The sequence below is a fragment of the Lactobacillus sp. PV037 genome (assembly GCF_014522345.1).
Classification (GTDB): domain Bacteria; phylum Bacillota; class Bacilli; order Lactobacillales; family Lactobacillaceae; genus Lactobacillus.
The window spans coordinates 1,400,445-1,415,839 of sequence record NZ_CP041987.1; the positions used below are offsets into that span (position 1 = coordinate 1,400,445).

Annotated in this window: 6 protein-coding genes; 2 read left to right on the forward strand and 4 right to left on the reverse strand. The window is 38.3% G+C overall.

The genetic code is table 11. From position 1 onward, the window contains the following. The first annotated feature begins 43 nt into the window (after positions 1-43). A complete protein-coding gene (locus FP435_RS07525) occupies positions 44-601 on the forward strand; it encodes a LemA family protein (RefSeq protein WP_265483670.1) in 558 nt (185 codons plus the stop codon). Next, positions 601-1,485: a zinc metalloprotease HtpX gene (htpX, locus tag FP435_RS07530; RefSeq protein WP_265483671.1), complete on the forward strand. Its 885-nt coding sequence runs from the start codon at positions 601-603 to the stop codon at positions 1,483-1,485. The genes FP435_RS07525 and htpX overlap by 1 nt, the downstream gene beginning before the upstream one ends. A 108-nt stretch (positions 1,486-1,593) precedes the next feature. Here the strand turns inward: htpX and FP435_RS07535 are convergent, their stop codons facing one another. The 4 genes from FP435_RS07535 to FP435_RS07550 all read right to left on the reverse strand — a co-directional run bounded on the left by FP435_RS07535 (position 1,594) and on the right by FP435_RS07550 (position 15,243). Then, on the reverse strand, positions 1,594-1,854 hold the full coding sequence (locus tag FP435_RS07535) for a hypothetical protein (RefSeq protein ID WP_265483672.1): 261 nt from the start codon (positions 1,852-1,854) through the stop codon (positions 1,594-1,596). A gap of 265 nt (positions 1,855-2,119) precedes the next feature. After that, positions 2,120-4,267 carry a pectate lyase-like adhesive domain-containing protein gene (locus FP435_RS07540; RefSeq protein WP_265483673.1) on the reverse strand — a complete coding sequence of 716 codons (2,148 nt, stop codon included), beginning with the start codon at positions 4,265-4,267 and terminating at the stop codon, positions 2,120-2,122. A 237-nt stretch (positions 4,268-4,504) separates the two neighbouring features. Then, positions 4,505-5,392 carry a helix-turn-helix domain-containing protein gene (locus FP435_RS07545; protein ID WP_265483674.1) on the reverse strand — a complete coding sequence of 296 codons (888 nt, stop codon included), beginning with the start codon at positions 5,390-5,392 and terminating at the stop codon, positions 4,505-4,507. A 119-nt stretch (positions 5,393-5,511) separates the two neighbouring features. Beyond that, positions 5,512-15,243, reverse strand: coding sequence for a Rib/alpha-like domain-containing protein (locus FP435_RS07550; RefSeq protein ID WP_265483675.1), 9,732 nt, complete (start codon positions 15,241-15,243; stop codon positions 5,512-5,514). Between the last annotated feature and the right edge of the window lie 152 nt (positions 15,244-15,395).

A 15,395-nucleotide genomic window follows, 5' to 3' on the forward strand; every position in this document is an offset into this window, starting at 1 on the left:
ATAAAATTATTATACAATTTTATATCGAGAAAGGAATTTATTCATGTCATTACTTTGGATTATTATCATAATTCTTATTTTACTTGTTGCCATTTACATTGGAATTTACAATGGTTTACAAAAAGCTCGCGTTCATGCACAAGAAGCTTGGAGTCAAATTGATGTGCAATTAAAACGCCGTAACGACTTGATTCCTAATTTAATTGAAACTGTTAAAGGATATGCAAAACACGAAAGTGAAACTTTTGAAAAAGTTGTCCAATTACGTAATCAATTAACCCAAATTCCAAATAGTAATCATACTGAAAAAATGGAAGTTTCTAATGAATTAACTACTGGACTTAAAAGTATATTTGCCTTAGCTGAAAACTATCCAGATTTAAAAGCTAACCAAAACTTCCTTGCTTTACAAGAAGAATTGACTAATACAGAAAACAAAATCGCTTATTCACGTCAACTCTTTAACTCTACAGCTGCACTATATGATGAAAAGCTACTTACTTTTCCTTCAAATATTGTTGCTAAAATGCACGGCTTCAAAAAGATTGAATATCTTCAAACACCAACTGAAGAAAAGGCTGTGCCAAAGGTTAAATTTTAATGCTCTACCAACAAATTGCGCGTAATCGACGCAAAACAGCTTTTTTATTAATTATCTTTGTCCTAATCCTAGTTTTAGTTGGTGCAGGATTGGGATACTTAATTAGTGGAAAGCCCTATGTTGGCATTATTTGGGCCTTAATCGGAAGTGCAATCTATCTTTTGATTACTTTAAGTAACCCTGCTAATCTAGTTATGTCATTGAATCATGCAACCGAAATTCACGAGCAGGATGATCCAGAATTATGGCATATTGTTGAAGATATGGCCTTAGCTGCCCAGGTACCAATGCCTAGAGTTTACATTATTGATGATCCTTCTCCCAATGCTTTTGCGACTGGACGTGATCCTAAACATAGCGCTGTTGCGGTGACAACAGGGATCCGCCAGCAACTTAACCGGGAAGAATTAGAGGGTGCACTTGGTCATGAATTATCACATGTAAAAAATTACGATATTTTAGTATCAACAATCGGTGTCGCTTTAGCTGCTGTCATTTCTTTTATCTCAAGTTTTGCCAGTCGTTTTATCTGGTGGGGTGGCTCTTCAAAAAGTGATGATAAAGATACTAGTCCTTTTGAAATTGCTTTTAAGATTATTGCAATTGTCTTTACTCTAATTTTAGGGCCACTAGCTGCTACACTAGCTCAAATGGCCTTATCTCGCAATCGTGAATACCTTGCTGATGCTAGTTCAGTCAAATTGACTAGAAATCCTCATGGCTTAATTTCAGCTTTAAAAAAAATATCTAATTCCCAGCCGATGACTAAAGCTGACTCTTCAAGTGCAGGGATGTATATCGAAAATCCTTTTCATAAACATGGACATTTATTTGATACTCACCCTCCTACTGAAGACCGCATTAAACGTTTAGAAAATATGTAAATTCAACAAAAAAGCCGCTACTTTCGTAGTGGCTTTTTTATATTCTCTAAAATTGGAAATTAAGTTCTGCAGCTCTCCATCTTGGTTTACTACTTTTTAGTTAATTTCTTACTTACGTACGTTACGTTTTACAGTCTTCTTAGCATGCTTTTTAGCGTGCTTCTTAGTAGTCTTTTTACTCTTCTTTGTTACATGTTTACCCTTTGGAGCTTGGCTTGCTGCTGGGTTAGTTGGAGCATCTTCTGCCTTTGCTAATGCTGGGTAGCTTTCATCTACTGTTGCAGCTTGAGCACTTGCTACGTTTGATGCAAACATAGTTCCAACTGATAATAAACTTACTAAGCTAATAACTGTTTTACGTAATTTCATAATAATCTTCTTTCCAATCTTTTAAATTTACTTATCTCTCTCACTTCACTTATTATAATAGCACTTTAAATTACATATTACAACACCTGTTATATAAAAATTTATAATTTTCTTTATTTTGCTCAAAGTATTGATATATCAACATTTATCCGAATTAATATAACGATAGCATTGTTATATTAATAACCTTTTTATAACAAAAAAGAACTTAACTTTATCGTTAAGTTCTTTTTGTACTTTGTTTTAATTAAATATCTTCTCTTATTTAAGCAACTTTTTCGTCGTCTTTTTCTTCTATCCTAATAATATAAGTTGGAAAAGTTATAATTTTTTCACTTTGTTCACTTACTTTTCCTAATTGCTTTTTCCTATCTTCTCCTACACCTATTACAGTAATTGGCACCATTATTCTTAATTGAGAGTAATCTCTAAATCTTACAATCACTGGTACTAAAACTGTCTTCCCTACCTCAGCTGCTGTCGGAGTAATAGTGATAGCCCCTGTTTGGGCATTGATAATAGCATTTTTAGGAGCGCCTTGTCCTAATACAAATCCATCTCCAAGTTTTTCATTCAAGATTGGTGCAGTAACATTTTGTTTTTTCTTATCTACAAAAGTAATTGCTGCCATTGTTTGTGAAATATTAGGTACAGCAGCGTTATAAACAGCTACCATTGTTTCAAACTGGGGTACATACTTACTATTTTCTAAAGCGTAATTAGCAAAAGTTAAACGATTTGGTGTTTGCCAATTAAAGTGTTCTAAGATGTCACTTAAAGTTTTCGTTTCAGCTAAATAGTTTCCACCAGTTTTATAAGGCGCCTGGGTATTGATCTTCTTGTCATTATAACTAAAACTACCCTTTCCTGCCTTAGTAGGACTTACTAAAACTTTACTACTTAACTTGTCTACAGTAATTAAATCTGCAACTTCCCAGTTATCTTGAACCCCATTACTCATTGTCTGGGTAATTTGATAATGAGAAGCTGGCATCCCATCAATCCTATTTCCATTTAATTTGATACTATTTTTACTTCCTTCTAGCTTTAATAAATTTCCACCAAAAGTACCTTCTCTTTGTAAACTTACGTATCGAGGTTCATTAAAAATGACTCTGTTTCTAGATTCTGTACCATACATAGTAATTAAGCCACTGCAACTCTTTTGTTGGTCCATTACTAAATAATTCTTAACAGCTGCTTCATCTCTTAGTTCTAAGCTACTATCTTTACCTAGCTCAAGTACATAATCTTGCTGCTCATTGCTTTTTCCTAAACCAAATGAAATTAGTGGCGTAATTGAGTTAACTTGACGACGAATAACTTTTAAGCTAGCTTTTTCTGCTAATTTTAGCGAGTGAATGCGATTAGTCATTTCTGCATGCAATCCCAGTGAAATTGGTGCATAGTGATAATCATCAATATTTAAAATGTTATTAACCAAATTCTGTTCATTATTATCTTGGCTAGTGATAACTTTTAAACTAGCTTCTTCTTCAAGTAATAAATCTCCAGTTGCAATTGCCATAGAATGTCCTGTAGCAAGCTTTAAAGAAAGTTTTGCTCCCTTTTGCAACGTAACAAGAGCATGTGAATTAGAACTTACTATTCCTCGCATATCAGCTGTGGTAGATTCTAAGCTAACTTTTGCTCCAGCTCCAATAATTGTTTTTCCATATTTTTTATTACTTCCCTGAAGCCAGATCATATTATTATTCTTTTCAAGATGAGTATCGGAAAAGTTTTCACCAATATAATTTGGAGTATTTACCCTCATCATAATCTCTGCATTTGGTTTAACAAAAAAATTTCCTACAGCTAACCCATTTGAATACTTAGATTGAAAACCTTTAGTGCCACTTTTTGCTAAGGAAACATCAAATGATGATTCACCTGCAAAATATACATCTACAAACTCGCCGTGAAAAATTTCAGGACCATCCAGGTTTATTACTGTATCTTCAAAAATAAATTTTGTCTTAGCTTGATTACTTTCACTCACATTATTGAAATAAAATGGTGAGCTATTCATTTCACTGTTTGCAGTTAATTCACCATTTTTCAAAGTAATATTCCAAGCCTTATCACCATAATTACGATCTGCAAAACTAATATAGTTATGGTCTAAATTTAACTCATAATTGTTTAAATCAATGACAAGAGTTCTGGCAATATTATGATATTGGTTACTAAAAATATTTAATGTATTAGCACTTAATTCACCAGTAAATAAATTTTCATTTAAAGCAGTTTGACCTGTTGCTGAACTTACATTATCTACAAAAATGATTTTGCTTATATTAGGATTTACCAAAGCTTGAGTAAATTGATCAAAGTCAGCTACTTTAAGTATGTGATTAGTGCTATGTTGATTTTTATATTGATTAAAATTTACAATTTTATTTGATAGCATATTTTTCCTAATTTCTACAATTACTATATTTAAATACTTTGAAAGCCTTATCATTGGTAATTGTACGGTAATTTAAAGAATTTAACCAATTATTTGACCTTCTTAAAAATAAGTACTCCTACTTAAAATATTGTTGTTATCAGTTGATATAACAAGCTTACTTATTTTTATGAAAGCAAAAAAGAGTACTATTTTTACCGTAAGAAGGATAAAAAGAGTACTCTTAAAAATTAAACTTTAATTTATGTTATCTATTTCTTCCTTTAGCTTTTTGTAAAAAAATGACTTACTAGCATAGCCTACTTCTTGCATTATTTCATTAATTGTATACTTTTTTGTTATTCTTAGTCTTTTTGCTTCTTCAATCCGTCGCTTCTCTACTAAGCGAATAAAGGTTGTTCCCATTATCTTCTTTACTTGTCTAGAGAAATAACTACTACTAAAGCCAAAATGTCTAGCAGCAACTGTAAGATTGATATTGGCGTAATTTTCATCGATGTAATCGATTAGATTTTCTTTGTTCAAAACTGGCAATTCAGTATTATCTGCTCTTACTCGCTCTAAAGAACTTACTAAAATTAGTTGAGTAAAATATACACCTACATTCCAAGTAAATAAATTAGACTCCCAGTATTCATGCAGCAACTGTACACAGAGTTTACTTGGAAGAGACTTAGCCGAATTTAAAAAATAAAAATAGCCCTTATCTAACATCCGCTTTGAATATATCTCAGCCAACTTTTGTTCTCTTGTACTCCTTAAATGTAAATCATGAATGAATTTTATCCACTTAAAACTAATATGAAATTTAATTTTTACTAAATAGCAGGTAGTTTCTAACTTTAAAATCCGATATTTAATTTTTCGCTTTAAAGTCAGCAACGTGCCGGCCTTCATCTTTAGTATTTTCCCATCTACCTCTATTTTCGCTTCTCCTCCCACAACCATTAATAGAGTAGCTTGCTGAGTAGAATAATTGGCTGGGAAAGAAGAATTTTTTTCTAAAAATATATTATAAAATGAGGTATCTTGAGAAGCTGATGGAATTGGAACCTCTCCATTAATATCCTTAGGACTCGTATCCCAGATTTTTTTCAACATATTTATTGTCGATTTTGATTTCATGTCTAATTCCTTTAATTTGTTTTATTTATTATTATTTTACAAATTGTTAACTCAAAATATCTAATTTTATGATTAACAAAAAAGTGATACCTTTCGGTATCACTTTTTAACTAAGTTGCTTAGTTCTTTTTGCGCTTTTTATCGGCTGCTAGTCCGAAAATAAATCCTAGACTTGCTAAACTTAATCCTAAGATTGCAGCTAAGTTATCTAATTGACTTGTTCCGGTTTGTGGTAAACGTTGACCCTTAACAGGAGCTACAGAATCCTTACCATTAGTATCCTTAGTAGCATTTTCTTCATTATTAGTTACCTTAGCATAGGAAATAATTTCTCCATGTGGTCCTACAACTACTTCATAGCCATGGTTTCTAAGCCATTGGATACGTTGTGCGTTGCTGTTACCATATCTATTCCGAGATGCTGCACGACTGTTTCTCTTACTATTAGTTGAATTAGTGGCATGTGGACGTACAATTACTTCAACAGTCTTCTTTTCAGTATGACCATCTGGGTAAGTAATTTCAACCACACCAGTATGGGTGCCAGAAGTTGATACATCTGGCTTCTTAACCCATTTAACTGTGCTTCCTTCTGGTAAATTACTTACAGTATCACTTGCCTTTGGAAGAGATCCAGTTTCTGTATGAACTGTCTTAGTAGATGGAGTCGTGTCAGCAGTTGAAGCTTGTGATTTTGCGGCTGAGCCTGCTGAACTTGCTTGACTTGCAGCACTTGATGCTTGGCTTGCGTAGTCACTTGAAGCTGAGCTTGGAGTAGCTGAAGATGAACCTTCACTAGCTGAACTTGAGGCTACTGAAGCTGCGCTTGAAGCTACACTAGCTGCTGAACTTGCTGTTGATGCAGCTGAGCTTGCTACTGAATCGTCACTCTTAGCTGTGCTTGCTGCACTTGAAGCTACTGATTCGGCATCACTTGCAGCACTTGAATTACCTTCACTTGCATAACTTGAGGCAGCACTTTGTGCACTTGAGGCTACTGAAGCTGCACTTGATGCATCGCTAGCTGCTGAACTTGCTGTTGATGCGGCTGAACTTGCAACACTTGATGCGCTTGATGCAGTTGAAGCAGCTGAGCTGGCAGTTGAATTGTTTGGATCCTTATCTGCATTGCTCTTTGCTTCACTAGCTGAACTTGAGGCAGCACTTGATGCGTTTGAAGCATCACTTGCGTGGCTTCCTGCTTCACTTGCAGCACTTGATGCTTGGCTTGCGTAATCACTTGAAGCTGAGCTTGGAGTAGCTGAAGATGAACCTTCACTAGCTGAACTTGAGGCTACTGAAGCTGCGCTTGATGCCACACTTGCTGCAGAACTTGCTGTTGATGCGGCTGAGCTGGCTACTGAATCGTCACTCTTAGCTGTGCTTGCAGCACTTGAAGCTATTGATTCGGCATCACTTGCAGCACTTGAGTTACCTTCACTTGCATAACTTGAGGCTGCACTTTGTGCACTTGAGGCTACTGAAGCTGCACTTGATGCATCGCTAGCTGCTGAACTTGCTGTTGATGCAGCTGAACTTGCAACACTTGCTGCGCTTGATGCAGTTGAAGCAGCTGAGCTAGCAGTTGAATTGTTTGGATCCTTATCTGCATTGCTCTTTGCTTCGCTAGCGGAACTTGAGGCAGCACTTGATGAGTTTGAAGCATCACTTGCGTGGCTTCCTGCTTCACTTGCGGCACTTGATGCTTGGCTTGCGTAGTCACTTGAAGCTGAGCTTGGAGTAGCTGAAGATGAACCTTCACTAGCTGAACTTGAGGCTACTGAGGCTGCGCTTGATGCCACACTTGCTGCTGAACTTGCTATTGATGCAGCTGAGCTGGCTACTGAATCGTCACTCTTAGCTGTGCTTGCAGCACTTGAAGCTATTGATTCGGCATCACTTGCAGCACTTGAGTTACCTTCACTTGCATAACTTGAGGCTGCACTTTGTGCACTTGAGGCTACTGAAGCTGCACTTGATGCATCGCTAGCTGCTGAACTTGCTGTTGATGCAGCTGAACTTGCAACACTTGCTGCACTTGATGCAGTTGAAGCAGCTGAGCTAGCAGTTGAATTGTTTGGATCCTTATCTGCATTGCTCTTTGCTTCGCTAGCGGAACTTGAGGCAGCACTTGATGCGTTTGAAGCATCACTTGCGTGGCTTCCTGCTTCACTTGCAGCACTTGATGCTTGGCTTGCGTAATCACTTGAAGCTGAGCTTGGAGTAGCTGAAGATGAACCTTCACTAGCTGAACTTGATGCTACTGAAGCTGCGCTTGAAGCTACACTTGCTGCAGAACTTGCTGTTGATGCGGCTGAGCTGGCTACTGAATCGTCACTCTTAGCTGTGCTTGCTGCACTTGAAGCCATTGATTCGGCATCACTTGCGGCACTTGAATTACCTTCACTTGCATAACTTGAGGCTGCACTTTGTGCACTTGATGCTACTGAAGCTGCACTTGATGCATCGCTAGCTGCTGAACTTGCTGTTGATGCGGCTGAACTTGCAACACTTGCTGCGCTTGATGCAATTGAAGCAGCTGAGCTGGCAGTTGAATTGTTTGGATCCTTATCTGCATTGCTCTTTGCTTCGCTAGCGGAACTTGAGGCAGCACTTGATGAGTTTGAAGCATCACTTGCGTGACTTCCTGCTTCACTTGCAGCACTTGATGCTTGGCTTGCGTAATCACTTGAAGCTGAGCTTGGAGTAGCTGAAGATGAACCTTCACTAGCTGAACTTGAGGCTACTGAAGCTGCGCTTGAAGCTTCACTAGCTGCTGAACTTGCTGTTGATGCAGCTGAGCTGGCTACTGAATCGTCACTCTTAGCTGTGCTTGCAGCACTTGAAGCTACTGATTCGGCATCACTTGCGGCACTTGAATTACCTTCACTGGCATAACTTGATGCTGCACTTTGTGCACTTGAGGCTACTGAAGCTGCACTTGATGCATCGCTAGCTGCTGAACTTGCTGTTGATGCGGCTGAACTTGCAACACTTGATGCGCTTGATGCAGTTGAAGCAGCTGAGCTGGCAGTTGAATTGTTTGGATCCTTATCTGCATTGCTCTTTGCTTCACTAGCTGAACTTGAGGCAGCACTTGATGCGTTTGAAGCATCACTTGCGTGACTTCCTGCTTCACTTGCAGCACTTGATGCTTGGCTTGCGTAGTCACTTGAAGCTGAGCTTGGAGTAGCTGAAGATGAACCTTCACTAGCTGAACTTGAGGCTACTGAGGCTGCGCTTGATGCCACACTTGCTGCTGAACTTGCTGTTGATGCAGCTGAGCTTGCCACTGAATCGTCACTCTTAGCTGTGCTTGCTGCGCTTGATGCCATTGATTCTGCATCACTTGCTGCACTTGAGTTACCTTCACTTGCATAACTTGAGGCTGCACTTTGTGCACTTGAGGCTACTGAAGCTGCACTTGATGCATCGCTAGCTGCTGAACTTGCTGTTGATACAGCTGAACTTGCAACACTTGATGCACTTGATGCAGTTGAAGCAGCTGAGCTAGCAGTTGAATTGTTTGGATCCTTATCTGCATTGCTCTTTGCTTCGCTAGCGGAACTTGAGGCAGCACTTGATGAGTTTGAAGCATCACTTGCATGACTTCCTGCTTCACTTGCAGCACTTGAAGCTTGGCTTGCGTAATCACTTGAAGCTGAGCTTGGTGTTTCGCTTGCCTTTGATTTAGCATCGCTGGCTGCGCTTGAAGCTTCACTAGCTGCTGAGCTTGCTGTTGATGCTGCAGTTGAAGAATCACTTGCGGCACTCTTAGCAATATCTGCATCTTCACTAGCTTTCTTAGCTGCACTTGATGCCTTTGATTCTGCATCACTTGCTACTGAGCTATCTCCTGCTGAGGCTGCTGAACTTGCAATTGAATCTTGTTCACTTGCAATACTCTTTTGTACTTCTGCATCACTTGCAGCACTGCTTGCTACTGAAGCGGCACTTGATGCTTTTGAAGCTGCAGAACTTGCTACGCTTGCTGCTGAACTTGCCTTTTCTGCATCACTCTTAGCTGCTGAGTTCTTTTCTGCTGCACTTGATGCTTCGCTGGCAGCACTTGCGGCACTGCTTGCTGCTGAACTGGCTTTGTCTGCATTATCCTTAGCTACATCTGCTGCGCTTGATGCTACTGAAGCTGAACTTGATGCAGCTGGGTAGTAAGGAGTGGTAGTTGCTGAGCTTGGTGTTTCATTAGCCTTTGATTTAGCATCGCTGGCTGCGCTTGAAGCTTCACTAGCTGCTGAGCTTGCTGTTGATGCTGCAGTTGAAGAATCACTTGCGGCACTCTTAGCAATATCTGCATCTTCACTAGCTTTCTTAGCTGCGCTTGATGCCTTTGATTCTGCATCACTTGCTGCTGAGCTATCTCCTGCTGAGGCTGCTGAACTTGCAATTGAATCTTGTTCACTTGCAATACTCTTTTGTACTTCTGCATCACTTGCAGCACTACTTGCTACTGAAGCGGCACTTGATGCTTTTGAAGCTGCAGAACTTGCTACGCTTGCTGCTGAACTTGCCTTTTCTGCATCACTCTTAGCTGCTGAGTTCTTTTCTGCAGCACTTGATGCATCGCTGGCTGCACTTTGTGCCTTGCTGTTTGCTTCACGGGCTTTATCTGAATTGCTCTTTGCTTCACTTGCTGCACTACTTGCTACTGAAGCTGAACTTGATGCAGCTGGGTAGTAAGGAGTGGTAGTTGCTGAGCTTGGTGTTTCGCTTGCCTTTGATTTAGCATCGCTAGCTGCGCTTGATGCATCGCTAGCTGCTGAGCTTGCTGTTGATGCTGCAGTTGAAGAATCACTTGCGGCATTCTTAGCAATATCTGCATCTTCACTAGCTTTCTTAGCTGCGCTTGATGCCTTTGATTCTGCATCACTTGCTACTGAGCTCTCTCCTGCTGAGGCTGCTGAACTTGCAATTGAATCTTGTTCACTTGCAATACTCTTTTGTACTTCTGCATCACTTGCAGCACTGCTTGCTACTGAAGCCGCACTTGATGCTTTTGAAGCTGCAGAACTTGCTACGCTTGCTGCTGAGCTTGCCTTTTCTGCATCACTCTTAGCTGCTGAGTTCTTTTCTGCAGCACTTGATGCATCACTAGCTGCACTTGCGGCACTGCTTGCTGCTGAACTAGCTTTGTCTGCATTATCCTTAGCTACATCTGCTGCGCTTGATGCTACTGAAGCGGAACTTGAAGTTGCTGGGTAGTAAGGTTTTACAGTAACTTTACCATCTAAACCAGCTTTAGCATCATTAATTGCCTTCGTTGCATCATCTACTTGTGCTTGTGTTGCATCTGGGTTATTTAAGACTTCTTTCCCTGCAGAAACTGCATCATCGTAAGCTTTCTTAGCCTCATCACTACCATTTTCATAGGCTGGAGTCTTTTCTACAGTTGGAGCTTCATCAACAGCTTTTTGTAAATCTGTCTTGTCAGCACCCTTTACAGCTATAGGTACTGTTACAGTATCAGTAGTTCCATCTGGATAAGTTACTGTTACTTCACCAGTAGTATCGCCTACCTTATTTACATCTGGTTCTTTACTCCAAGTGTAAGTAGTTCCTGTTGGCATCTCGCTAGCATTGCTAATTGCCTTTGCTGGCTCTGGAAGCTTACCAATTTCAGTAGTTAAATCAGCAACAGGTTCGGGAGTATATTCATCTGCATCAGTTATACCAGAAGTGGTAATAGTTGTTTTAACAGTATCAGTAGAACCATCTGGGTAAGTTACTACAATTGTACCTGGGATAGTTTGGTTAGGAGTAACTGGAACTTGTTGTCCATCTTGCCATGCTGCAGTAGTACCGGATGGTAAATCTTTCATATTCAAAATTTGATCACTTGCATCTGGCAATGATTCTGGAGTAGCTTGAACTGGGTTCTTAACTTGAGGAGTGTAAATCACACTATCATCGTAATGTACAGTACCAGTTACTTCAATTGGAGTAGACCCTGGGACGCTTACAATAACTTTAGCTGGAACATTGTCACCTGCAGTAGGAGTATTATCATCTGCCCAAGTTACCTTTGTACCTGCTGGTAAATTGCTTGGGTCTTTAATAATGTCATATGGAGAAGTTGGATTCTTCACATCATCATTAGTTGCAACAGATACACTCTTAACAGTGGTATCAGTTGTGGAACCATCTGGGTAAGTTACTTTAATAGGAACAGTAGTTACTTCAGTAGTATTAGTAGCTGGAATAGTTACAACACCAGTAGTTGGATCAATAGTTGCACCAGCTGGATTAGTTCCGTCAATTTCAAACTTTGTACCTGCTGGTACTTCAGTTGTTTTACCATCATTATCAGTAATAGCCGGAGCAATAGTTGCTGGCTTATCGCTTTCAACTGTAGTAGTTGGATAAGTTACATCAATATCATCTGCAGTTTGAGATGGATCATTTACCTTGTATTGAACTGGAACATCTAAGTAAGCTGAAGTAGTACCATCAGCTTGCATCACAGATGGATAAGTTACACGAACTGTACCACTATTTTGAGCATTAGTAGTTGGTGTATCTGCCCAGCTTAAAGTGTAATTAATACCTGCATTGTCTAAAGCACTGGTATCAACTAAACGCTTAAATTGAGTTTGAGTTAAACCATCTTCAATACTCTTCTTTGAAAAGCCAGGATCATTCTTCTTAGATTCTGCACCAGTTAAATCTAAGTTTAAATCAGTGTTTTGAGTACCAGCTGCTACATATCCATTCTTAACTGCTGTTGAGTTTGAATCAAAGTTAATAGCTACAGGAACTGAAACAGTTGTTTCATCACTTGGAGTATCTACTACTGTAGAAGGAGTCTTTGCCCAAGTCACTGTACCGTAGTTGGTAAGATCTACTGGAGCAACTTCTATATCATCTTCAGTTGGAATATTGTAATAAGTTAAAGAGTAATTATTAGCGATGTTTGCTACTTGAGCTGATTGATCAGTAGTTTCTGGTAAATTATCTCCATTATAGTGAAGACTTACTACACCAGTTGTATTACCATTAGCATCTTTTTGCCAAAGTGGAGTGTAGTTATCACCTTCTACATAAACTGGAGCAATAACTTCATCAATAGAATCATCCTTATAAGTTACAGTTACAGGAATGTTCACTACAGTACCAACTTGTCCTTGGTTAGCAGCAAAAGTAATCTTACCAGTTGCACTATCAATAGTTGCACCTTGAGGAATAGTTACGTTACCAGTTTTTGCCCAACCTAATTGATATGGATGACTTGAAGTAGTGTTATCAATTAGAGCAGGATTTGGATTAGCTGGACTAAGAGTGCCATCTTCACCAACTTGGTAGAAAGTAGGTGTATCAATATTGATAGTTTCACCAACTTTAGCAGTTGAATCTTGGTAACGTGCATCGTAGTTGTAAGCTTCAAGATCCATTGAAGTCATTACAACGCGTTGTTCAGTGCCTTGTAGATTAAAATTACTCTTAAAGTCACTTTGTTTGTCATCTTCAACTGGTGCCATACCAACAGTATTCATTTTACCGTTCGAACCAGAACCAAAGTTTTCTACTTGCCAAGTTGAGTTTGGATTATCACCAGTATTACCCTTATCCCATTGTTTGACATCAACACCACCGTAATTACCAGCATTTAATGTTACACCAGCACTGGCATTAATCATGTTTCCAGCTGAATTGCCATTAGGATTAGTTCTTTGAAGATTAAGGTATTTCATTTGTCCAATCTTCATTACATCATTTGACTTATAAACTAAAATTAATGGGTTATAAGCTTGACTCGCAGAAGTTGGAATAAGACCAGTTAAAGCTCTATTTTGAGAAGCATCTTGAATGTCAACTGTTGACCCGTCTTCAAAGTCAACGTCGTAGTTACCATTTCCTACTTTTGATCCACCTAAGGCAATCATTGGTGTAGAAGTTTTAACGTTGCCACGAGTCATCTTTAAGGTAGCACCTTTAGCAACCTTTAATGAAGCCTTATCAGTTTGAGCAAAACTGATAACCCCTAATCCAATTGGAGCATATAACCAGCCATTAGCACCTAAGTCACCCGAACTACGTTGGCTATAGCCACTGTTGTCTTGCATAGTATCAATATTAAGTGTTGAATTTTTATCTAAAATTAAATTACTTAATAGAACTGCTGATGAGTGACCTGTACCTAAGGTCATATTAACAGTAGCACCTTCATTTAAGGTCATTGTACCGTTTGTATTACGTGATGCGATACCACGTAAGCTAGTAGTGCTCCCTTTACCATCAATACCGTTAGTATCAATAGTTAATTTTGCATTTTTACCAACTGCTACACTTCCGGCATTAGCATCATTGGTATTATCCAGCTTAATTACATTGTGTTCTTCATCTTGAACACCATCAAAGCTTATAATACTACCACTAGAAAGCATTGAAGCGGTAATACTTACATCTGCGTTATCATCGATTAAAACATTTTTGGCAAAAATGATATTTCGATCTGCACCTGATTGAATTGACCCAGTTAGATTATCTTTTAAAGGTGAAACGTTAATTACATCTTTACCTTTAAAAATAACATCTACAGGTTCTTCATCATTAGTCAATGGTGTATTTAAATCCGCTTGGAAATTATTGAAGGTAAGGCTAACTTTATTAAGATTGGTTCCGTTCATGTTACCGAAATAAATTGGTGTATAACGGGTACTAGTTGAATTATTTTCAACTTTCATATCATTGAAAGTTAAGTGCCAACCATTATTATTATCTTGATTTTGATTCCATAGTGAAATAAACCACTTGCCCATATTAACGGTATGATCATTACCATTAATAGTTACATCACGAGCAATTCCTTGGAATGGACTGTCTGATGTCTTATTAGCAGCTAATTCATAAGGTTGTAACCAGTTATCACCATTCCGACCAGTACCACCAGATACTAATCCACCATCAACTTGACTTTCTGCTTCAGTCATATTGGTTAAGTCAATATCATTAGTAAGATTAATAGTAGTAATATCTTTATTTACGATAGCCTTTGAAAGATCCGCAAAATTTCCTACATTAGCAGTGTGAGCAGTATCTTGTACCAAAGAAGTGTTTAAGGCAGATGCTAAAAGAGCCTTCTTTTTAGATTCATCATTAGTTACGACAGGAGTGTCCTTTAAAGTATTAACAGAAGTTAAAAGATTTTCTCCCTTTTCAAGATTTAAAGTAGTAAAATTATCACTATTTTTGATACCATTTTCAAGAGCAGAAGTTGTTGCTACTTCAGTATTAGAATTCTTAGAATTTACTCCATTTGTATCACTTTGTGTTGGGGCACTAGTAGCTGCAACACTTTGTGTATTCGCAACTGATGCTGAAGCTGGAGCTACATTTTCAGAAGACTGTTGCACTTTATTAGTGGTAATATTTTCTTTAGTAGCTGCACTAGTTACTGTAGTGGCAGTACTATTTTTACTTTCAGTTTGCTTTTCAACTGCAGCAGAAGAAGCTACACTATTTTCACTAGCTGAACTTGCTTTGCTATCATTTTTGACCTCTGCTGCGCTACTTTGAGTAGCAGTTGCATCAGAAAGGCTAGTAGCTTTTTGGTCAGTAGTCTTTGTAGTTTCGGGTGCTTCACTTTGACTTTCAGCTACTTTAACTGTTTCTTCAGTCTTTTGCGTTGGTTGCGTTACTGAAATCTTTGCATCTTCAACTAAAGAAGAATTTGGAGTTACTGTATCAGCTTTTGCGACATCTTGGGGATGCATTGCAAAAAAGCTTACTCCAATAAGTACAGATACAGCACCAATAGTTAACTTTCTAATGGAGAACCTTTCTTCTTTTCTCTCCATTTTGCGAAGTCGTTCTTGAAAATTATTCTTCGACAACATTCACTCTCGTCCTTTCTTATAACAAATCCAACAAATTTAGATCAAATTGTAATTAAATAATTGGCTTTAATAATTAACTTATAATTCGAAATATTTTGTTATTTTAAAGTTGTGATTAATAAAAATGTAAATTAAGGAAAAAAATAATTTTT

What these genes read in the sequence shown, in the direction of transcription:
- FP435_RS07525 (WP_265483670.1), top strand. Translation starts at nt 44, where the DNA reads ATGTCATTACTTTGGATTATTATCATAATTCTTATTTTACTTGTTGCC.
- htpX (WP_265483671.1), top strand. Translation starts at nt 601, where the DNA reads ATGCTCTACCAACAAATTGCGCGTAATCGACGCAAAACAGCTTTTTTA.
- FP435_RS07535 (WP_265483672.1), bottom strand. Translation starts at nt 1,854, where the DNA reads ATGAAATTACGTAAAACAGTTATTAGCTTAGTAAGTTTATTATCAGTT.
- FP435_RS07540 (WP_265483673.1), bottom strand. Translation starts at nt 4,267, where the DNA reads ATGCTATCAAATAAAATTGTAAATTTTAATCAATATAAAAATCAACAT.
- FP435_RS07545 (WP_265483674.1), bottom strand. Translation starts at nt 5,392, where the DNA reads ATGAAATCAAAATCGACAATAAATATGTTGAAAAAAATCTGGGATACG.
- FP435_RS07550 (WP_265483675.1), bottom strand. Translation starts at nt 15,243, where the DNA reads ATGTTGTCGAAGAATAATTTTCAAGAACGACTTCGCAAAATGGAGAGA.